Below are 21,675 nucleotides of genomic sequence, written 5' to 3' on the forward strand. Positions count from 1 at the left end.
AACCAACAGGCTTGTGTGCCCGAGCGGTCAGGCCTTGACCCGTACGTCGTTGCGCAGCTTCGCCGTCAGGTCCGCCGTGTCGTCCAGCGAGCCGGCCTGGCCCGAGGCGAGGGAGGCCACGCTGTAGTTCGACACCAGCGCGACGGTGCTGTGGTCGCCCCAGATGCACACCGGCATCTTGAAGCTCTTGGGCATGCCGGCGCCCGAGGACGAGGAGTCGGTGCTGTCGATCTGCGCCATCTGGCACTTCATGACGCCGTTGGAGAACCCGGCCGGATGGACGGTCTGCGGGCTGCCGATCAGCTTGCCCGTGACGCCGGAGCCGCTCTGGTCCTTCGACGCCTCCGACTTGGCCTTGGCGAACATGGCGTCCACCACGCTCTCGGGGTCGTCGATGGTGCCGTACACCCCGCTGAGGGACAGGCCCTTCTTCGTCAGCCCGGTCCCGGACTCGTAACCGGCGCTGACCTCGGTGGGGTTCTTCACGCCCCACTTCTGGAAGTCCGACTTGTCGGAGTCGTCGAACCCGCCCGAGGTCCCGTCCGAGCCGTCCTGCTTGGTGTACGTCCCGTTGATCACCGAGTTCGGGGTGATCAGCTTGTGCGGACCGTCGTCCGCGACGCTGCCGCCGCCGCTGCTGCCACCGAGCAGGACGGCCGCAACCGCCACGATCGCCGCCACGACCACGACCGAGCCGATGATCAGAACGGTCTTCTTCTTGCCGCCGCCCGGCTGGGGCGGCTGCGGCATGCCGCCGTACGGCTGCTGACCGTAAGGCCCCTGGCCGTAGGGCTGCTGGCCGTACGGGTGCTGCTGCGGGGGCGTCCCCGGCTGCTGGGGGTAGCCGTAGCCCGGCTGCGGCGGGGCCTGCTGCGGGTAGCCGTAACCGGGCTGCGGCGGCGCCTGGGGCGGGGCCTGCGGCGGCTGGCCGTACGGGCCGGCCGGGGGCTGCTGGCCGTACGGACCGGGCTGCGGCGGCTGCCCGTAGGGGCCGGGCTGCCCCGGCGGGCCGTAGGGGCCCGGCTGCTGGGGTGGCTGGCCGTACGGGCCCGGCTGGTTGGTGCTCATCTCTGGGATCCCCCTAGGACGCTTATATGTACCTGACATCCTGAACCAGCCCGTGCGGGCGCAGGGCACCGGGGGCCGCACCGTTACAGAACAAACGCGTTTCGGGACCCGCCCGTGACCCCTCTAAACTGACCCCCGTGACCGAGAACGCTCAGCAGCAGCCACCCGCGCCCGACACCGAACTGCCGACCCAGTACGCGCCGGCCGATGTAGAGGGGCCGCTGTACGAGCGCTGGGTAGAGCGGGGCTACTTCGAGGCGGACGCGGCGAGCGACAAGCCGCCGTACACCGTCGTCATCCCGCCGCCCAACGTCACCGGCTCCCTCCACCTGGGCCACGCCTTCGAGCACACGCTCATCGACGCCCTGACCCGCCGCAAGCGCATGCAGGGCTACGAGACCCTGTGGCAGCCCGGTATGGACCACGCCGGCATCGCCACCCAGAACGTGGTCGAGCGCGAGCTGGCCAAGGAGGGCAAGTCCCGCCACGACCTGGGCCGCGAGGCGTTCGTCGAGCGCGTCTGGAAGTGGAAGGGCGAGTCCGGCGGCCAGATCTCCGGCCAGATGCGCCGCCTCGGCGACGGCGTCGCCTGGTCCCGCGAGCGCTTCACCATGGACGAGGGCCTCTCCAAGGCCGTCCAGACCATCTTCAAGCGGCTGTACGACGACGAGCTGATCTACCGCGCCGAGCGCATCATCAACTGGTGCCCGCGCTGTCTGACGGCCATCTCGGACATCGAGGTGGAGTACCAGGACGACGACGGCGAGCTGGTCTCCATGCGGTACGGCGACGGGGACGACTCGATCGTCGTCGCCACCACCCGTGCCGAGACGATGCTCGGCGACACCGCCGTCGCCGTCCACCCCGAGGACGAGCGCTACCGGCACCTCGTCGGCAAGCTCATCAAGCTCCCGCTGACCGACCGCTCTATCCCGGTCGTCGCCGACGCCCATGTCGACCCCGAGTTCGGCACCGGCGCCGTCAAGGTGACCCCGGCGCACGACCCGAACGACTTCGAGATCGGCCAGCGCCACGACCTGCCGTCCATCACCGTGATGGACGAGCACGCCGTGATCACCGTCCACGGCCCCTTCCAGGGCATGGACCGCCTGGAGGCCCGCTCCGCGATCGTCGCCGCGCTGCGCGCCGAGGGCCGGATCGTCGCCGAGAAGCGGCCGTACGTCCACTCGGTCGGCCACTGCTCGCGCTGCAAGACCACCATCGAGCCGCGCCTGTCCATGCAGTGGTGGGTCAAGGTCGGCCCGCTCGCCAAGGCCGCGGGTGACGCGGTCCGCGAGGGGAAGGTCAGGATCCATCCGCAGGAGATGGAGAAGCGGTACTTCGACTGGGTCGACAACCTGCACGACTGGTGCATCTCGCGGCAGTTGTGGTGGGGCCATCGGATCCCGGTGTGGTACGGCCCCGAGGGCGAGGTCGTCTGCGTCGGCCCCGGCGAGCAGCCGCCCGCCGGCGAGGGCTGGCACCAGGACACCGACGTCCTCGACACCTGGTTCTCCTCCGGCCTGTGGCCCTTCTCCACCCTGGGCTGGCCGGAGCGGACCGAGTCGCTCGCGAAGTTCTACCCGAACTCCGTCCTGGTCACCGGCTACGACATCCTCTTCTTCTGGGTCGCCCGGATGATGATGTTCGGCCTGTACGCGATGGACGGCACCCCGCCGTTCCACACCATCGCCCTGCACGGCATGGTCCGCGACCAGTTCGGCAAGAAGATGTCGAAGTCCTTCGGCAACGCGGTCAACCCGCTGGACTGGATGGACAAGTACGGCAGCGACGCCCTCCGCTTCACGCTGGCCCGCGGCGCCAACCCCGGCGTCGACGTGCCGATCGGCGAGGACTGGGTCCAGGGCTCGCGCAACTTCGCCAACAAGATCTGGAACGCGACGCGCTTCGCGCTGATGAACGGCGCGACGGTCGAGGGCCCGCTGCCGGACGCCTCGAAGCTGTCGGCGACGGACCGCTGGATCCTCTCCCGCCTCAACTCGGTCGTGGCCGAAGTCGACGCGCTGTACGAGGACTTCCAGTTCGCCAAGCTGTCGGACGCCCTCTTCCACTTCGCGTGGGACGAGGTCTTCGACTGGTACGTCGAGCTGTCCAAGACCGTCTTCCAGGCGGGCGGCGAGCCGGCCGAGGTCTCCAAGCGGGTCCTCGGCGAGGTCCTGGACGTCACCCTGAAGCTGCTGCACCCGGTGGTCCCGTTCGTCACGGAGACGCTGTGGACGACGCTGACCGGCGGCGAGTCCGTCGTCATCGCCGAGTGGCCGGCCGACAGCGGGTTCCGGGACGCGGCCGCCGAGCAGGAGATCTCCGCGCTCCAGACGGTGATCACCGAGGTCCGCCGCTTCCGCGCAGACCAGGGCCTGCAGCCGGGCCAGCGGGTCCCGGCCCGGCTCACCCTGGACGGCACGCCGCTCGCCCCGCACGAGGCGGCCATCCGCCAGCTGCTGCGCCTCCAGCCGGAGGGCGACTCCTTCACGGCGACGGCCACCCTGCCGATCGCCGGTGCCGAGGTCGCCCTCGACCTCTCCGGCACCATCGACGTGGCCGCCGAGCGCAAGCGCCTGGCGAAGGACCTGGCGGCCGCGGAGAAGGAGCGCCAGCAGGCCGAGGCCAAGCTGGGCAACGAGGCATTCCTGGCGAAGGCCCCGGACCACGTCGTGGAGAAGATCCGCACCCGCCTCGCCAAGGCCGGCGAGGACATCTCCCGCATCGAGAACCAGCTGGCGAAGCTGCCGCAGGCGTAACGGCCCGTACGGCCCGAAGGCCCCGGTACCGGCAAGGTGCCGGGGCCTTCGGGCACCCATGTCGGCGGGGCTCCGTAGACTGATACCCGTGAGCGACCTCCCGCACGAGAACGACCGGCCCGACCCCCTCGACTCCTTCCAGGAGATCATCGAGGCCGAGACCGACCGCGACCCCGACCTCGCCGTCATCGAGGCCGGCAGCCGTACCCTCCGCACCCAGGGCGGCGCGCCGGTGGCCGACGTGCCCGCGCGGCCCGAGGACCCGGCGGTCGACAAGGCGCTGCGCGAGGTCGAGGCGGAGCTGGCGACCCGCTGGGGCGAGACCAAGCTGGAGCCCTCGGTCAGCAGGATCTCCGCGCTGATGGACGTCCTGGGCGACCCCCAGCGTTCGTACCCGTCGATCCACATCACGGGCACCAACGGCAAGACCTCCACCGCCCGCATGATCGAGTGCCTGCTCGGCGCCTTCGAACTGCGCACCGGCCGCTACACCAGCCCCCACGTGCAGTCGGTCACCGAGCGGATCAGCCTGGACGGCGCCCCGGTCTCCGCCGAGCGCTTCATCGAGACGTACCAGGACATCAAGCCGTACATCGAGATGGTGGACGCCGCCCAGGAGTACCGGCTGTCCTTCTTCGAGGTCCTCACCGGCATGGCCTACGCCGCCTTCGCGGACGCGCCGGTCGACGTGGCCGTCGTGGAGGTCGGCATGGGCGGCTCCTGGGACGCCACCAACGTGATCGACGGCGATGTCGCCGTCGTCACCCCGATCGGCCTGGACCACACGGACCGCCTCGGCGGCACCACCGGCGAGATCGCCGGCGAGAAGGCCGGCATCATCAAGGAGGGTGCCACCGTCATCCTCGCCCAGCAGCCGGTGGACGCCGCCCAGGTGCTGCTGAAGAAGGCCGTGGAGGTCGACGCCACCGTGGCCCGCGAGGGCCTGGAGTTCGGCGTCATGGCCCGCCAGGTCGCCGTCGGCGGGCAGATGCTCACCCTGCGCGGCCTCGGCGGCGAGTACCCCGAGGTCTACCTCCCGCTGCACGGCGCCCACCAGGCGCACAACGCGGCCGTGGCGCTCGCCGCCGTGGAGGCGTTCTTCGGCGTCGGCGCCCAGCGCGCCGAACCGCTGGACATCGACACCGTCCGCAAGGCGTTCGCCGCCGTCTCCTCGCCGGGCCGCCTGGAGGTCGTACGGCGCTCTCCCACCGTCGTCCTGGACGCCGCGCACAACCCGGCCGGCGCCGAGGCCACCGCGGAGGCGGTGCGCGAGGCGTTCGACTTCACGCGGCTGATCGGCGTGGTCGGCGCGAGCGGCGACAAGAACGTGCGCGGGCTGCTGGAGGCCTTCGAGCCGATCTTCGCCGAGGTCGTCGTCACCCAGAACTCCAGCCACCGCGCCATGGACGCGGACGAACTGGCCGCCATCGCCGTCGAGGTCTTCGGCGACGAGCGGGTCCAGGTCGAACCGCGGCTGCCGGACGCCCTGGAGGCCGCGATCACGCTGGCCGAGGAGGAGGGCGAGTTCGCGGGCGGCGGGGTGCTGGTCACCGGTTCCGTCATCACGGTCGGCGAGGCCCGGCTGCTGCTGGGCAAGGGCTGAGGAGTCCGACGTGCGTACGCTCTGTTCATCCACGCTGATCGGCGAGTTCTTCGTCATCGGCTTCGCCGGTCTGGTCGCCATGAAGGACCCGAGCCTGTCGGTCTCCACCGTCTGGCTGGTCAGCGGCATCGCCATGGTCCTGTGCGTGCTGCTGTGCGGCATGGTGACCCGCCCCGGCGGCGTCGCCCTCGGCTGGGCCCTCCAGATCGCCCTGGTCGCCTCCGGTGTCTTCGTGCCGACCATGTATTTCATGGGCGCGGTGTTCGCGGCCCTGTGGTGGGCCTCGGTGCACTTCGGCCGGAAGGTGGACGAGGCGAAGGCCCGGTTCGCGGCCCGCGCCGAGTCCCCGGCTGACGCTGCGTAACGGGTGCAGGGACACGCCCTGTAACCTCGTCCCACCGCACACGTCCCACGCGTAAGGAGTCCCCCGTGAGCCAGCGCACCCTCGTCCTGCTCAAGCCCGACGCCGTCCGTCGCGGCCTGACCGGCGAGATCATCAGCCGTATCGAGCGCAAGGCCGGCTGGCAGATCACCGCGCTGGAGCTGCGCACCCTGGACCAGGACACGCTGGAGCAGCACTACGGCGAGCACAAGGGCAAGCCCTTCTACGAGCCGCTGGTCGCGTTCATGGCCTCCGGTCCCGTCGTCGCCCTGATCGTCGAGGGCGAGCGGGTCATCGAGGGCGTGCGGCAGCTCGCCGGCCCGACCGACCCGATCGCCGCCCAGCCCGGCTCCATCCGCGGCGACTTCGGCGTCATCGTCCGGGAGAACCTGATCCACGCCTCCGACTCCGAGGAGTCCGCCGAGCGCGAGGTGAAGATCTTCTTCCCGACGCGCGCGTGATACCGGCGATAGAGGGAACGAGCGCCCCCGAACGCCCGTCTCCACAAGCGGGGCGGCCCGCCATCTGGTGACAATGGCCATGACCCTCGCGCAGTGTTCGTGCAGGCGCGTTTACGATGGAAGCCTTCACGTCACAGCACCCGCCTCGCCTGCCTGACATGCCCTCAAAAGCTCAGGAAGGCCAGATGAATCCGGATGGGGAACTCAATGTCGTTCATCGGCCGTGACATGGCTGTCGACCTCGGGACCGCCAACACGCTGGTGTACGTCAGGGGTCGCGGAATCGTGCTCAACGAGCCGTCCGTCGTCGCGATCAACACGAACACCGGTGGCATCCTGGCGGTCGGCGCCGAAGCGAAGAAGATGATCGGCCGGACGCCGGGGAACATCGTGGCGGTCCGGCCGCTGAAGGACGGCGTCATCGCCGACTTCGAGATCACCGAGCGGATGCTGCGCTACTTCATCCTGAAGATCCACAAGCGCCGCTATCTGGCCCGCCCGCGCGTCGTCGTCTGCGTGCCCTCGGGCATCACGGGCGTCGAGCGCCGCGCGGTGATCGAGGCCTCCACCCAGGCGGGCGCCCGCCAGGTGCACATCATCGAGGAGCCCATGGCCGCGGCCATCGGCTCCGGCCTGCCGGTCCACGAGGCCACGGGCAACATGGTGGTGGACATCGGCGGCGGCACCACGGAGGTCGCGGTCATCTCCCTCGGCGGCATCGTCACGGCTCAGTCCATCCGGGTGGCGGGCGACGAGCTGGACAACGCGATCATCCAGTACATCAAGAAGGAGTACAGCCTTCTCCTGGGTGAGCGCACCGCCGAGCAGATCAAGATCACCATCGGTTCCGCGTACGAACTCGACTCCGACGAGCACACCGAAGTGCGCGGCCGGGACCTGGTGTCCGGGCTGCCCAAGACCGTCGTCATCTCGGCCGCCGAGGTCCGCAAGGCGATCGAGGAACCGGTCAACGCGATCGTGGACGCGGTCAAGACGACCCTCGACAAGTGCCCGCCGGAGCTGTCCGGCGACATCATGGACCGGGGCATCGTGCTGACCGGCGGCGGCGCCCTGCTGCGCGGCCTGGACGAGCGGCTGCGCCGCGAGACCGGCATGCCGATCCACATCGCCGAGGACCCGCTGGACAGCGTGGCGCTCGGCTCCGGGAAGTGCGTCGAGGAGTTCGAGGCGCTCCAGCAGGTTCTGGACGCCCAGCCGCGTCGATGACACGGCGCATCGATTCCGCCGTACGAGACGTTCTCCTCTCGTACGGCGGATCGTTGGTATAGAGGCATAAGCTCCCCCAAAGCTCCACCCCATGGGCTGCTTGGATTTGCGCCGCACCTTTCGCGCTTTTTCCGGGGGGTCCCACGAATTCCTACTCGAGGAAGGGCACGGCCGCCGCACGTGAGGGACACCAAAGAGAGCCGGCTGCTCCTGGTCCTGCTGATCGCCGTCGCGTTCGCGTTGATCACCGTGGATATCCGAGGGGGCCGGAACTCCCCGGTCGACGGTGCCCGGCAGGTCGCGGCCACCGTGTTCGGCCCGGTGGAGGACGGACTGTCCTCGGCGGTCGACCCGGTCGGCAACGCCGTCTCCGCGATCCGCGACTCGGGCTCCCGGCACAGCAGACTCGCCACGCTGGAGAAGGAGAACGCGGCCCTCAAGGCGAAGCTCGGCAGCGACGACCGCGACCGCAGCCGGCTCAAGCAGCTCGACGGCATGCTGAAGCTCGCGGGCGAGGGCCAGTACGGCATCAAGGGCGCCCAGGTCATCGCCATAGGGTCGGCGCAGGGCTTCTCCTGGACCATCACCATCGACGCCGGCGCGAGCGACGGCATCAAGCGGGACATGACGGTCCTCAACGCCGACGGCCTGGTCGGCCGGGTCACCACGGTCGGGCCCGACACCTCCACGGTGCTGCTCGCCAACGACCCCGACTTCACCGTCGGCACCCGGATGGAGGGCACCGACGAACTCGGCTTCGCCTCCGGGCAGGGCGACCGCCCGCTGCGCGTCCAGCTCCTCAACGGCAAGGCGGAGGTGAAGAAGGGCGACCGCCTGGTCACCTTCGGCTCGGAGTCCGACAAGCCGTTCGTGCCCGGCGTGCCGGTCGGCGTGGTCTCGCGTGTCGACCCCTCCGGCGGCGGCCTGACCCGCACCCTGTACGTCACCCCGTACGTCAGCTTCACCAAGCTGGACGTCGTCGGCGTGGTCGTCCAGGCGCCGAAGAAGGACCCGCGCGACGAGGTCCTGCCCGCCAAGCCCAAGCCGGTCCCGACGCCCACCGTGACGGTCACGGTGACCCCGTCCGCGGGCACCGGCTCGGGCGGCGGGCAGAGCGACCGGTCACAGGGCGACCAGTCGTCGGGCGGCCCGTCCCCGTCCGGCGAACCGCAGACCGACGTCCAGCCGTAGGAGCCCAACCCCCATGCGTGTCAACCGGATCCTGCTCTCCGTGCCGCTGGTCGTGGTCGCCCTGGTGATCCAGGTGAGCGTCCTCGCCCGCCTCCATCTGCCGGGCGCCGTCCCCGATCTGCTGCTGCTGACCGTCCTCGGCCTGGCCATGGTCTACGGCCATGTCGGGGGCGCCCTCGTCGGGTTCGCCGCCGGTCTGCTGGCCGACCTGGCCCCGCCCGCGGACCACGCGGCCGGCCGCTACGCCCTGGTGCTCTGCGTGACCGGCTACTTCGCCGGGCTGGTCAAGCCGGACCACGGCCGGCTGCGGTCGGCGACCGGCCCGATGGCCGTGGTCGTCGTCGCCGCGATCGGCTCCACACTGCTGTACGCCGGGGTCGGCGCCCTGGTCGGCGACACCGCCGCCCGCCACGTCGGGCTGCCCGGCCTGCTGATCTCGGCCGCCCTGTACGACCTGCTGCTGGCCCCCTTCGTGGTCCCGGCGGTGATGTGGCTGGCCCGCCGCGGCGAGCACGACCCGCTGGCCGAGACCGCCACCAGCGCCAAGGCGGCCGACATCTCCTCCGGCTGGCTGTCCTCCGGCACCGGGCTGCGCATCGGCAGCCAGCGCGGCGGCCTCGGCGCGCTCAAGGCGAAGGCCCGCACCCGCTCCGCGCGGGTCGGCCGGATCAAGGGGGTCAAGCGCCTGTGAACGCGCGTCAGGCCCCCGGTGAACCGGGACAATTCACTCGAACGGGTCAGCTGTCGCGGAACGCGGGCTCACAGACTGATCGTTCATCATTCGTACGCGCGCGGTCCGGTCGCACACACGTGCCGCGCGTCCGGACGTCCGTGCGCTGAGAGGGGGAGCAGCCCGCAGTGACCAACATCCCCGAGACCGGCCGGACCCCACGGGTCCAGATCCGGCTCGTCGTGATCCAGATCCTCGTCCTCTCCCTGCTCGGCACGCTCGGCGGCCGGCTGTGGTACCTCCAGATCCGGGAGGGCGCCCAGTACCAGAAGGAGGCGTCGGGCAACCACGTCCAGCAGGTCGTCCAGCCCGCCGTGCGCGGCGAGATCCTGGACGCCCGCGGCGTGCCCCTCGCGGACAACGAGACGCGGCTGGTGGTCTCCGCCTCCCGTACCGACCTGCTGAAGCAGAAGGACGACGGCAAGGCGGTCCTGACCAAGCTGGCCGGGGTCCTCGGCATGCCGACCGAGGACGTCATGCAGAAGGTCCGCCTCTGCGACGCCAAGACCCCCCAGCCGTGCTGGAACGGATCGCCGTACCAGCCGATCCCGATCACCGACAAGGCCACGCCCCGCCAGGCCCTGCAGATCCGCGAGCGCTCCGAGGACTTCCCCGGCATCACCGCCGAGCCCGAGGCCGTGCGCCGCTACCCGAGCCCCGGCAAGTCCAACACCGCGCAGGTCCTCGGCTATCTCTCCCCGGTCACCGACGACGAGATCCAGAAGGCCAAGGACACCAGCTCGCCCTACCTGCGCTCGGACATGGTCGGCCGCTCGGGCCTGGAGCGGGAGTACGACAAGGAGCTGCGCGGCAAGGCCGGCGTGACCCGCTACGAGGTGGACAACCTCGGCCGGGTCATCGGCAAGGCCAAGTCGGACGCCGCCCAGCCCGGTTCGAACCTGGTCACCAGCATCGACTCCCGCGTCCAGCGTGTCGCCGAGTACGAACTGGACAAGGCGATGAAGGCCGCCCGCACCCAGTACGACTCCATCACCGGCGAGAACTACAAGGCCGACTCCGGCGCCGTCGTGGTCATGGAGGCCAAGACCGGCCGCATCGTCGCCATGGCCTCCGCGCCCACGTACGACCCGAACGCCTGGGTGGGCGGCATCTCCGCCAAGGACTACAAGGCCCTCACCGGCAAGGACTCCGACTACCCGCTGCTCAACCGGGCCATACAGGGTCAGGCCGCGCCCGGCTCGACCTTCAAGGTGGTCTCCACGGCCGCCGCCGTCCAGGCGGGATACGCGTGGAACGGCGGCTACCCGTGCACCAGCGACTACCGGGTGGGCAACCAGGTCTTCAAGAACTTCGAGGGCGAGAACTTCGGCGACATCTCGCTGGGCCGCGCCCTGGAAGTCTCCTGCGACACCGTCTTCTACGGCATCGCCGACAAGGAGTGGAAGAAGGACGGCGGCATCAACCCCAAGAAGGGGCAGCCGAAGGACTACTTCTTCAAGACCGCCCACCAGTTCGGCCTCGGCAAGCCGACCGGCATCGACCTGCCGAACGAGGTGGGCGGCCGCGTCCCGGACCGCCAGTGGAAGCTGGACTACTGGAAGGCCAACAAGGACTCCTGGTGCAGGACCGGCAAGAAGGACGGCACGTACGTCGAGAAGATCGCCTACGAGAACTGCCTCGAAGGCGACAAGATGCGCGAGGGTGACGAGATCAACTACTCCATCGGCCAGGGCGACACCCTCGTCACGCCGATACAGGAGGCGATGATCTACGGCGCCGTCGCCAACGGCGGCACCGAGTACGTCCCGACCATCGGCAAGGCGATCATCAGCCCCGACGGCAAGACCGTCCAGGAGATCAAGCCGAAGGTCGAGCGCAAGCTGCCGGTCACCCAGGCCACCCTCAAGGGCATGGACGACGCCTTCGCGGGCGTCATCACCCGCGGTACGGCCGCCTGGAAGTTCAGCGGCTGGCCGCAGGACAAGATCCCGCTGCACGGCAAGACCGGTACGGCGGAGGTCTACGGCAAGCAGACCACCTCCTGGATGGCCACCTACTCCAAGGACTACACGGTGATCATGACGATCGCCCAGGCCGGTACGGGTTCCGGAGCCTCCGGTGAGGCCGTGCGCAACATCTACAGCGCGCTCTACGGCGTCCAGGGCGACGGCTCCATCGACACCGGGAAGGCGCTGCTGCCCCAGCCGCAGCAGACCCTGCCCAAGGTCCGCGCGGACGGCACCATCGCCGCCCCGGCCATCCCCAGGGACCCGGCGAAGGACACCGAGGCCGCCCAGAAGAACAACCCGAGCAATGGCGGCGACCAGCAGCCCGCCGGCACCGCGCCACCCACGAACACGAACGGCAACAGCAACACCCGAAGGCGCCCGCGCCGCAAGCGGGGAAGCCGGAGGATGCCCTCATGACCGGCGTGAACAGCTTCTCCGTCTCCGGGTACGGACCCGCGCGGGCCGGCTGGACCAGGATCTTCGCCCGCGACTCGCTGGCGCGGCGCCTGGACTGGCCGATACTGCTGGCCGCGCTCGCCCTGTCGCTGATCGGCTCGCTGCTGGTCTTCTCGGCGACCCGCAACCGCACCGAGATCAACCAGGGAGACCCGTACTTCTTCCTGGAGCGGCACCTGGTGAACCTGGGCATCGGGTTCGCCCTGATGCTCGCCACCCTCTGGCTGGGCCACCGCGCCCTGCGCAACGCGGTGCCGATCCTCTACGGCGCCTCGGTCCTGCTCGCCCTGGTGGTGCTCACCCCGCTCGGCGCGACGATCAACGGCCAGCGGAACTGGATCGTGATCGGCGGCTTCTCCGTCCAGCCCGCCGAGTTCCTCAAGATCGCCATCATCCTCGGCATGGCGATGCTGCTGTCCGCGCGGGTGGACGCGGGCGACAAGCCGTTCCCGGACCACCGCACGGTGGCGCAGTCGCTCGGCCTGGCCGCCGTGCCCTGCATGATCCTGCTGCTGATGCCGGACCTCGGCTCGGTGCTGGCGATGGTGGCCATCATCCTGGGCGTGCTGCTCGCCTCCGGCTCCTCCAACCGCTGGGTGTTCGGGCTGCTCGCCGCCGGGGTGGTGGGCTGCCTCGCCATCTGGCAGCTGCACATCCTGGACCAGTACCAGATCAACCGCTTCGCGGCCTTCGCCAACCCGGACCTCGACCCGGCCGGCGTCGGCTACAACACCAACCAGGCCCGCATCGCCATCGGCTCCGGCGGACTGACCGGCGCCGGGCTGTTCCACGGCTCGCAGACCACCGGCCAGTTCGTGCCCGAGCAGCAGACCGACTTCGTGTTCACGGTCGCGGGCGAGGAACTGGGCTTCCTGGGCGCCGGTTTCATCATCTTCCTGATCGGCGTCATCCTGTGGCGCGCCTGCCGGATCGCGCGGGACTCGACGGAGCTGTACGGCACCATCGTGGCCGCGGGGATCGTGGCCTGGTTCGCCTTCCAGTCGTTCGAGAACATCGGCATGACCCTCGGCATCATGCCGGTCACCGGTCTGCCGCTGCCGTTCGTGTCGTACGGCGGATCGTCGATGTTCGCGGTGTGGGTGGCCGTGGGGCTCCTGCAATCGATCAAGGTGCAGCGGCCGATGTCGGCGTGAGAACCCACCACCCGGCACAGGGCGTCCCCGCGGGGGCGCCCTCTGCCGTACCCGCCCGGCGCGCACTAGATTCGGTTCATGGCGGAGACGAAACGCGAGATCGAGCGCACGTACGCATCCGATGGCAGCGGGCTGCCCGACCTGACCGGCGTCGGCGGGGTGGCGGCCGTACTCGACAAGGGCCTGGTCGAGCTGGACGCCACCTACTACGACACCGCCGACCAGCGCCTCGCCGCCGCCTCGCTCACCCTGCGCCGCCGCACCGGCGGCTCGGACGCCGGCTGGCATCTCAAGCTTCCGGTCGCCCCCGGCGTCCGCGACGAGATCCGCGCCCCGCTCTCCGACACCCTGCCCGGAGAACTCGCCGCCCTGGTCCGTTCACGGGTCCGGGAGGCGGAGCTGGTCCCGCTGGTCCGGCTGCGCTCCGCCCGCGACGTACGCCATCTGGTGGACGCGGACGGCACCCTGCTGGCCGAGGCGAGCGTGGACGCCGTGACCGCCGAGCGGCTCACCGCTCCGGGCGGCACCACCCAGTGGACCGAGATCGAGATCGAGCTGGCCGACGGGGGAGACCCCGCCTTCCTCGACCAGGTGGAGAAACGGCTGGCCAGGGCGGGCGTACGGCCGTCCGCCTCGCCCTCCAAACTGGCCCGCGCCCTCGAACAGACCGGGGGCCTGCGCCGCCCGCCCGTCACCTTTGCCGAGCCGGTCACCGCGGGCGACCACGTCCTCGCCTACCTCCGCGCCCAGCGGGACGCCCTGGTCCGCCTCGACCCGGCCGTCCGCCTCGGCACCCCCGACGCCGTGCACCGGATGCGGGTCGCCACCCGCCGCGCCCGCTCCGCCCTGCGCGCCTTCCGCACCGTCCTCGACCGCGCCGCGACCGAGCCCCTCGCCGCCGAGCTGAAGTGGCTCGCGGGCGAGCTGGGCGTGGACCGCGACCAGGAGGTGCTGGCCGAGCGGCTGACCACGGCCCTCGACGCCCTCCCGGCCGACCTGTCCACCGGCCCCGCCCGCGCGCGCCTCGCCTCCTGGGCGCGGGCCGCAGGAGCCGGCGCCCACGCCCACCTCGCCGGCGTCCTGGACTCCCCCCGGCACCTCGCCCTGCTGAACACCCTGGACGCCCTGCTCGCGGACCCGCCGCTGCGCAGGGCGGCCGCGCGGAAGCCGAAGAAGGGGCTCGGCAAGGCCGTACGCAAGGACCTCGCGAAGCTCACCACCCTCGTGGAGCGGGCGCTGGCCCTGCCGCCCGGCACGGAGCGCGACCTCGCCCTGCACGAGGCCCGCAAGAGGGCCAAGCGCATCCGGTACGTCGCCGAGGCCGCCACCCCCGCCCTCGGCGCCCGCGCCCGCGATCTCACCGCCGCCATGAAGTCCCTCACCACCCTCCTCGGCGACCACCAGGACAGCGTCATGGCCCGCCGGGCCCTGCGCGAGCTGGCCGCGGTGGCCCATGCCGCAGGGGAGAGCGCGTTCCCCTACGGGGTGCTCTACGGCAGGGAGGAGGCGCGGGCGGCGGCCTCCGAGGCCGAACTGCCGAAGCGGTGGCACAAGGCCGCGCAGCGCTGGCCGGGCTGACCGTTCGGAGGAGGTCCGCGGGCGGGTTAGGCTGGATGGTCCCCCCTGTCAGCTCATGAAGGTTCGCGAGATGCCTGTCGAGTCGGTTTTCCCGCAGCTCGAAGCTCTGCTCCCGCACGTGCAGAAGCCGATCCAGTACGTAGGCGGAGAACTCAACTCCACCGTCAAGGACTGGGACGAGTGCGACGTCCGCTGGGCGCTCATGTACCCGGACGCGTACGAGGTCGGTCTGCCCAACCAGGGCGTCATGATCCTCTACGAGGTGCTGAACGAGCAGGACGGCGTCCTCGCCGAGCGCACGTACAGCGTGTGGCCGGACCTGGAGGCGCTGATGCGCGAGCACCGCGTCCCGCAGTTCACGGTGGACAGCCACCGCCCGGTCCGCGCCTTCGACGTGTTCGGCCTCAGCTTCTCCACGGAGCTGGGCTACACGAACATGCTCACCGCGCTCGATCTGGCCGGCATCCCGCTGGAGTCCAAGGACCGCACCGAGGACGACCCGATCGTCCTGGCCGGCGGCCACGCGGCGTTCAACCCGGAGCCGATCGCCGACTTCATCGACGCGGCGGTCATCGGCGACGGCGAGCAGGCCGTGCTGGACATGACGCGGATCATCCGGGAGTGGAAGGCCGAGGGCCGCCCCGGCGGCCGCGAGGAGGTCCTCTTCCGGCTGGCCAGGACGGGCGGGGTGTACATCCCGGCGTTCTACGACGTCGAGTACCTCCCGGACGGCCGGATCGCCCGTGTGGTGCCGAACCGGTCGGGCGTGCCGTGGCGGGTCTCCAAGCACACCGTCATGGACCTGGACGAGTGGCCCTACCCCAAGCAGCCCCTGGTGCCGCTCGCCGAGACCGTCCATGAGCGCATGTCGGTGGAGATCTTCCGCGGCTGCACCCGCGGCTGCCGCTTCTGCCAGGCCGGCATGATCACCCGTCCGGTGCGCGAGCGCTCGATCACGGGCATCGGCGACATGGTGGAGCGCGGCCTGAACGCGACGGGCTTCGAGGAGGTCGGCCTCCTCTCCCTGTCCTCGGCGGACCACTCGGAGATCGGCGACATCGCCAAGGGCCTCGCGGACCGCTACACGGACGACAAGATCGGCCTCTCGCTGCCCTCCACCCGCGTGGACGCCTTCAACGTCGACCTGGCCAACGAGCTGACCCGCAACGGCCGCCGCTCCGGACTGACCTTCGCCCCCGAGGGCGGCTCCGAGCGCATGCGCAAGGTCATCAACAAGATGGTCTCCGAGGACGACCTGATCCGCACGGTCGCCACCGCCTACGGCAACGGCTGGCGCCAGGTGAAGCTGTACTTCATGTGCGGTCTGCCCACGGAGACCGACGAGGACGTGCTCCAGATCGCCGACATGGCGACCCACGTCATCCAGAAGGGCCGGGAGGTCTCCGGGTCCAACGACATCCGCTGCACCGTCTCGATCGGCGGCTTCGTCCCCAAGCCCCACACCCCCTTCCAGTGGGCCCCGCAGCTGTCGGCGGAGGAGACGGACGCGCGCCTGGAGAAGCTGCGCGACAAGATCCGCGGCGACAAGAAGTACGGCCGTTCCATCGGCTTCCGCTACCACGACGGCAAGCCCGGCATCGTGGAGGGCCTGCTGTCCCGCGGCGACCGCAGGATCGGCGACGTCATCCGCGCGGTCTACGAGGACGGCGGCCGGTTCGACGGCTGGCGCGAGCACTTCTCCTACGACCGCTGGATGGCCTGCGCCGACAAGGCCCTCGCCGCCCACGGCGTGGACGTCGACTGGTACACCACCCGCGAGCGCACCTACGAGGAGGTCCTCCCCTGGGACCACCTCGACTCCGGCCTGGACAAGGACTGGCTCTGGGAGGACTGGCAGGACGCCCTCGACGAGACCGAGGTCGAGGACTGCCGCTGGACCCCGTGCTTCGACTGCGGCGTCTGCCCCCAGATGGACACCCACATCCAGATCGGCCCGACGGGCAAGAAGCTGCTCCCGCTGACGGTCAAGAACGCGGGCCCGACACCGGCTTCGAGCGGGCACACGCATTGAGGTGAGGGGGCGCTCGAGGGGTGAGCGAGGAGGTGGCGGCGGCTGCACTGGTTGCAGCCGGCGCTTCGGCCCCTCGCCCGCTGGCGCCCTCGGCGCCGGTAGAGCGTGTGCAGCCTAAGCCACTTCCTCGCCAACGGAGGGGCTCAGTCCTGTCTCCGCCCGACGGCCTGCCCATCGGCCCAGGGCCTCAAGGTGATCGGTGAGGGCTGAATCGGCGGAGTCAGCGATGTGGCTGACATGCCCCAAGCGTCCGCGATTCAGCTCCCGATGCAAGCACTCCTCTAACGCGCTCTTACCGTGACTGATCGCCACTGACCCTCTTGAGATGGGTAGTTTCATCTGATCGATGAGGTTACGGGGCGTGAAGATTTGTCGTTCGATCAAGAGTGGGCCCAGCTGAAGGCCAAGGCTCGGATGCGGCTGGACGGGGCGGATTCAGGCGGGCCGTCGCCTAGTCGGGCGGACTTGGTCGTCAAGTACGACGACATGGGGGAGATCGGCCATGCCGCATTCCTGCTGCACCAGCATCTGTCGAGCGCTGGCAAGCATGCCCAGTCTCACAGCGAGGCGGCCGCGAAAAGCCTGGAGAACGATGGGTTCGACATAGGTGCGGCGTTGACCGAGGCCGACGGGGGTTGGCGAGCACAGTTGCAGGTGCTGCTCGACGCTTGTGCTCAAATATCCAACCATCTGGACTACTCGGTGAAGTCGTCGCGACGGGACGATGAGTTCATTGCCACACAGCTCAGCGCCTCCAGGATCTCCCAGTATCTGGACGTGCCGTCGCCCCCCTCGGATGACGAGGTGCCCCGGATACCGAAGGCGGAAGGCCCTGTCATGTGACGGCCGGCCGGTGTGTGCGGAAGACGAGGTCCCGCAAGTGGACTGGGACCGTCCGGAAGGAAACGGCGACGACGCCGTGGACGACAGGGGGACCGATGCCGACTTTTGAAGAGCTTCTTCACGTCAATCTCTCGTCGCTGCAGTCGGCGGCTGACGACTGGGCTGCTACGACGGCCTTGCTGAAGAAGGCGGCCAAAGAGGCTGGGGACATGCGCAGTCTGGCGCAAGGCACCGGGTGGAAGGGCGAGAACGCCACCGTCACCAAGGCGTTCGTCGTTCGGGTGTGTGACGAGTTCACAGATGCCGTCACCGAGGCAGAGTCCATCGGAAACCTTCTGAGTTCCGCGCACGACAAGATCAAGGCGGCCAGGGATGACCTGAAGAGTCTCTGTGAGAGCCCGCCCGAGGGCATCACGATTCACACCGACGGCTCGCTGGCGCGTAGCCCACAGCCCCCTCGCATGTCGCACGGGGATCCACAGGTCGTGGTGACGCAGGACGACCTCGACGCACTGCAGCGCCGCATCGATCTCATCCTCGGCCAGGCTGCGGAAGCGGACTCGACCTGCTCCTGGGGCCTGAGGCAACTCACCAAGAACAGGCACAAGTTCGGAAGCACGTACTACGGCTCCCTCAAGGACGCCAAAACCGACGCCCGTCTGGAACTGCAGAGCAAGACGGACACGGAGGAGTACACGCCGCCCGCGAAATGGGGCAGCGGCACCATCAAGCCCGTCGCCGAGTTCCTCAGCTACCGCTCCTGGATGGACGGTGGCGAGGCGCTTTTGCGTGGAGACGTCAACGGTGCGATACAGGGCCTGATCGGCGGTGCCCCCTCCGCGGCGGGTGGCGAGGCCAGCAAGCACCTCTCGAAGGGAGCGCTCCTGAGCGATGTACGCGGAAAGCACCATCGCCCCACGTTCATCAACACGATCGGCAAGGCTGGCGAGAAGATATTCGGCGCGCCGGTCGCAGTGATCGCGACCGGCATCGACTTCTACTACACGCCCGAAGCGCCCAAGGCACCGGGCGACACGCACGTGGATGCTCCGGGCGAACCGGGAAAGGTGAGGTACCGATGACGCACTCTGCCGGCCCACCCACGTCGGGGCGCCGCCGCCCAGAGCTGCGGCACTGGTTGAAGCCCCGGAGTTCACGGTCCGTCGTTCTGGGCATGTGTATGTCCGTCGGAGGCTTCGCCGGTGGGGTGCGCTCTGCGATGGACGGCAAGGGGATCTGGGCGGTCCTCGGACTCTTCGGGGTGGGCGTCCTCGGCGTGCTTCTTGTCGTGGGCTATTTCGTCAACCAGGCGGACCGCTGAGAGCGCCCGACTGCGGCCAACGTTGACGCGCGGCGAGAAGCTGCCGCCCTTGACAGTCGAGAACGCAGGTCTGTCGGCGCCCCTGGGGCATAGGCCGGTTCGGGTGGCCCGTGGTGTCATCCGGGCTGTGTGCTGGTTCCGGCGGGACAGGTGGTCGGGCTGGTCGAGGATGGGCGGACGGGTAGCGGGGTCAGAGGTGTGCAGACAGGTGTGGCGACTCCGATGAGTTCGACCAGGCCGTTGCCGCCGGTGGGGGGAACGAGCTTGGACCAGTTGTTGGCCAGCCAGACGTTGCCGGACTGGTCGAGCTGGATCGCGGTGAGGTGCTGGATGGAGTTGCTGCGGTAGCCGTGCGGCGGTGACAGCAGCGAACCGGTGGAGGAGCCGGGCGGGCAGGCGCTGGTGTGCACGCCGCACAGGACGGAGACGGAGGGGGTGCCGAAGCCGGCGACCCATACGCGGTCCGATCCGTCGATGGCCACGGACCAGGGAGCGGTGGCCGTCGGCAGTTTGTAGACGCCCGCGACCTTTCCGCTCGGCGCGATCTCGGTGACCGAGTTGCTGACGAAGCTGGGCACCCAGACGTTGTTCCTGGAGTCGACGGCCAGGGCGAGAGGCCAGTCGAGCGAGTCGTCCTTGACGGGGGAGAACGAGGTCGGCTTGAAGTCGGGTCCGATCACGGTGACGCTCCCGCCGACGTGGCCCTTGGGCACGCGGCTGTCCAGAAGCGCTGCCCCGTTGAGGCGGGCATTGCTGACCCAGGCCCGGCCGTAGCCGTCGATCTGGAGGGAGAACGGGTGGTCGAGGCCGCCGCCCTTGATGGTGATCGCTTTCGAGGGGTCCCCGTGGGGATAGACGATCACGCTTCCCTGGCCGCGGTTGCCTTTCAGGCCGTAGAAATTGGCGATCCAGATGTTGCCCTTCTGGTCGACCGCGGTGCCCTGGGGGTGGTTCAGGTCGCCGTTCTCGAACCCCGTGCCGGGCGACAGCGGCCTTCCTGACGGTGAGTACTTCGCCATGGCGTTGCCGGCGTAGCTGGGCACCCACACGGCGCCCTCGTGGTCGATGGCGATGCCCCAGGCGCCCGCCTTCATGCCGCCGCCGCTGATGGGGCTGTTCAGAGTGGGGTTGCCCACCGGGTCCTGCACGGTGACGTAAGGGCTGGGGTTCCGCGTTCCGGGCAGCCAGTTGTTGGAGGCCCAGACGTTGCCCTTGGCGTCGATGGCCATCCGGCCGGGGGCGTAGACATCGGGGGCGGTGTAGTGCAGGGCCAGGACCCAGGCCGCCGGTGCCGCGGTGAGCGCGGGGCTGTAGGTGTGGGCCTGCCGGGTCAGGGCGTACAGCTTGCCGGTGGCAAGTCGCGGGTTGCGGGCGAGGTCGAGCACGGCTTGTGCCGTGTCGGCGGGAGCGCTTCCGTGCTGTGGTGTCGCCAGGCGCAGCAGGTCGTGGCATCGCCCGGTGTCCGCGGCCGGTGCGCAGAGGGAGACGAGGTTGGCCAAGGTGCCGAGGGTGGCGAGGGTGTCGTTCCTGCTGCCGTTGTCCTGGTCGGTGACGACCTTGCCAGGTCTGCCGGACGCCGGGTCGGCGAGGCTGTAGGACGTGGCCGCGGCGTTTTCCAGGCCAGGGCTCGGCCCGGTGATGCCGTGGGAGTCGGTGAACTGGGCCAGGGCGTAGGAGGCGGCGACGGTCGTGAGCTCGTTCACCGTGACAGCGGACTCGGAGCGCCGGGCGACGCCGCCTCCGGAGCCGAACCCGACGACGGAGCGCAGGCGCAGCGACCGGTCGCCGTGGGGCGTGGCGTCGACGTACAGCACCGAGCCCGCGGGCCGGGTGGCCCGGATCCGGAAGGCTCCGCCGGCGTCGGTCACGGCACGCCCCAGTTCCCGGACGCCTTGCCGGTCTCCGGTGAAGAGAGTGACGTCGGCGTGGGACAGCGGTGCTCCCGCGCTGGTGACGGTTCCGTGCAACGCTGTCGGTGTGCTGGGGGGCTCGGCGGCAAGGAGTCCCGGCAAGGCCAGCGCCATGGTGGCCGATGCCGTCAGGGCGGCGAGCGTCCGGTGCCGGGAGAGCTTGGCCGGTGCCGAGCCGCGCGGCGCGTCGTGTGCGGCTCCGTGAGGGCGATCCATGGAGGGAGACAAGGTCATGACCTCTCGCGATGTCGGCACGGCGCCGAACGCTCACCCGCGGACCGGACAACCGACGTGCTACGGGGTCTCGCCGAGTGTCCGCGGGGAGGCCGCCCTGTCGCCGCGGGCGCTTCGACGCCGGTGATGAGGGCACCGGGATTTCGGTGCGGCTGGTGCTATGCGTCGCTGTTGTCCGCGCTGTCCGGGTCGCGCAGCGTAAACCAGCCGATCTTGCGGCCGGCCAGCCAGATCAGGCCCAGGTACAGGTGCGGGCCGACCTGACGGAGCTCGTCGCGCACGCCTCCGCACACCAAGGAGGTGTGGGAGTAGTCGATGACGATGCACTCCTGGTCGTCCAGACGGCTCGGGCCGGGCCGGACCATGGCGGCGATGGACAGGATGTCCAGCGCGGTGAGCCGGTTGCTGAGGTAGCCGTCCGGGCTGAAGACCTTGCCTCGCCACACGGTCAGGTTCAGGAGGCCGGCAAGCAGCCAGGCTCCCGCACGTCCGGCCACGGGGAAGATCGCCAGGCCCTCCATCGGGCCCCTGGGGATCTCGCCTGCCGGACTCTTGCGGAACAGTTCCTCGAGCCGCTGATCGTCGGATTTGAGCAGTTCGGCCTCTGTGGTCATGGCAGCCTTCCTCACCCCGGCGTTCCTGCGTCCACGGACCGGTCGCCGAGTGGAATGCATGACCAGTACCAGTCCGACCGCATGATCACCGTCTTGCCGTCTGATCCGCCGCTGTCTCCATCCTGAACCCCCGAGGCGG

16 protein-coding genes are annotated in these 21,675 nt (G+C 69.9%); 13 read left to right on the forward strand and 3 right to left on the reverse strand.

Annotated features, from left to right (window positions below; genetic code table 11):
- Nucleotides 1–27: 27 nt before the first annotated feature.
- Nucleotides 28–1,068 carry a hypothetical protein gene (locus tag ACZ7EC_RS06280; RefSeq protein WP_471058710.1) on the reverse strand — a complete coding sequence of 347 codons (1,041 nt, stop codon included), beginning with the start codon at nt 1,066–1,068 and terminating at the stop codon, nt 28–30.
- A 137-nt stretch (nt 1,069–1,205) separates the two neighbouring features.
- Between ACZ7EC_RS06280 and ACZ7EC_RS06285 the strand changes: the two genes are divergently transcribed.
- The 13 genes from ACZ7EC_RS06285 to ACZ7EC_RS06345 all read left to right on the forward strand — a co-directional run bounded on the left by ACZ7EC_RS06285 (nt 1,206) and on the right by ACZ7EC_RS06345 (nt 18,539).
- The gene (locus ACZ7EC_RS06285) at nt 1,206–3,830 is read left to right on the forward strand and encodes a valine--tRNA ligase (RefSeq protein WP_471058712.1); all 2,625 of its coding nucleotides are present in this window, start codon (nt 1,206–1,208) and stop codon (nt 3,828–3,830) included.
- Between the two features lie 58 nt (nt 3,831–3,888).
- Nucleotides 3,889–5,433 carry a bifunctional tetrahydrofolate synthase/dihydrofolate synthase gene (gene folC, locus ACZ7EC_RS06290; protein ID WP_471058714.1) on the forward strand — a complete coding sequence of 515 codons (1,545 nt, stop codon included), beginning with the start codon at nt 3,889–3,891 and terminating at the stop codon, nt 5,431–5,433.
- A 10-nt stretch (nt 5,434–5,443) separates the two neighbouring features.
- A complete protein-coding gene (locus ACZ7EC_RS06295) occupies nt 5,444–5,797 on the forward strand; it encodes a DUF4233 domain-containing protein (RefSeq protein ID WP_471058716.1) in 354 nt (117 codons plus the stop codon).
- A 65-nt stretch (nt 5,798–5,862) separates the two neighbouring features.
- The gene (ndk, locus tag ACZ7EC_RS06300; RefSeq protein ID WP_471058718.1) at nt 5,863–6,276 is read left to right on the forward strand and encodes a nucleoside-diphosphate kinase; all 414 of its coding nucleotides are present in this window, start codon (nt 5,863–5,865) and stop codon (nt 6,274–6,276) included.
- 207 nt (nt 6,277–6,483) lie between these two features.
- Nucleotides 6,484–7,503 (forward strand): rod shape-determining protein, encoded by a 1,020-nt coding sequence (locus ACZ7EC_RS06305; RefSeq protein ID WP_046421714.1) that lies wholly within the window; start codon nt 6,484–6,486, stop codon nt 7,501–7,503.
- A 180-nt stretch (nt 7,504–7,683) separates the two neighbouring features.
- Nucleotides 7,684–8,694: a rod shape-determining protein MreC gene (mreC, locus tag ACZ7EC_RS06310; protein ID WP_471058720.1), complete on the forward strand. Its 1,011-nt coding sequence runs from the start codon at nt 7,684–7,686 to the stop codon at nt 8,692–8,694.
- Between the two features lie 13 nt (nt 8,695–8,707).
- Nucleotides 8,708–9,385, forward strand: a complete 678-nt coding sequence (gene mreD, locus ACZ7EC_RS06315; protein WP_397985966.1) for a rod shape-determining protein MreD — start codon at nt 8,708–8,710, stop codon at nt 9,383–9,385.
- Nucleotides 9,386–9,552: 167 nt separating this feature from the next.
- Complete coding sequence (gene mrdA / locus ACZ7EC_RS06320; RefSeq protein ID WP_471058722.1) at nt 9,553–11,811, forward strand: penicillin-binding protein 2; 2,259 nt, start codon at nt 9,553–9,555, stop codon at nt 11,809–11,811.
- On the forward strand, nt 11,808–13,004 hold the full coding sequence (gene rodA / locus ACZ7EC_RS06325; protein WP_471058724.1) for a rod shape-determining protein RodA: 1,197 nt from the start codon (nt 11,808–11,810) through the stop codon (nt 13,002–13,004). The genes mrdA and rodA overlap by 4 nt, the downstream gene beginning before the upstream one ends.
- A gap of 78 nt (nt 13,005–13,082) precedes the next feature.
- The gene (locus ACZ7EC_RS06330; RefSeq protein WP_471058726.1) at nt 13,083–14,582 is read left to right on the forward strand and encodes a CYTH and CHAD domain-containing protein; all 1,500 of its coding nucleotides are present in this window, start codon (nt 13,083–13,085) and stop codon (nt 14,580–14,582) included.
- Nucleotides 14,583–14,652: 70 nt separating this feature from the next.
- On the forward strand, nt 14,653–16,614 hold the full coding sequence (locus tag ACZ7EC_RS06335; protein WP_471058728.1) for a TIGR03960 family B12-binding radical SAM protein: 1,962 nt from the start codon (nt 14,653–14,655) through the stop codon (nt 16,612–16,614).
- 465 nt (nt 16,615–17,079) lie between these two features.
- Nucleotides 17,080–17,457: a hypothetical protein gene (locus tag ACZ7EC_RS06340; protein ID WP_471058730.1), complete on the forward strand. Its 378-nt coding sequence runs from the start codon at nt 17,080–17,082 to the stop codon at nt 17,455–17,457.
- Between the two features lie 95 nt (nt 17,458–17,552).
- Nucleotides 17,553–18,539 (forward strand): hypothetical protein, encoded by a 987-nt coding sequence (locus ACZ7EC_RS06345; RefSeq protein ID WP_471058732.1) that lies wholly within the window; start codon nt 17,553–17,555, stop codon nt 18,537–18,539.
- Nucleotides 18,540–18,894: 355 nt separating this feature from the next.
- On the opposite strand, the gene ACZ7EC_RS06350 is transcribed toward ACZ7EC_RS06345, so the two are convergent.
- Both ACZ7EC_RS06350 and ACZ7EC_RS06355 read right to left on the reverse strand, forming a co-directional pair.
- Nucleotides 18,895–20,904 carry an NHL repeat-containing protein gene (locus ACZ7EC_RS06350; RefSeq protein ID WP_471058734.1) on the reverse strand — a complete coding sequence of 670 codons (2,010 nt, stop codon included), beginning with the start codon at nt 20,902–20,904 and terminating at the stop codon, nt 18,895–18,897.
- Between the two features lie 176 nt (nt 20,905–21,080).
- Nucleotides 21,081–21,536 carry a hypothetical protein gene (locus ACZ7EC_RS06355; protein ID WP_471058736.1) on the reverse strand — a complete coding sequence of 152 codons (456 nt, stop codon included), beginning with the start codon at nt 21,534–21,536 and terminating at the stop codon, nt 21,081–21,083.
- Nucleotides 21,537–21,675: the final 139 nt, after the last annotated feature.

The organism is Streptomyces sp. NPDC037203 (genome assembly GCF_055605065.1).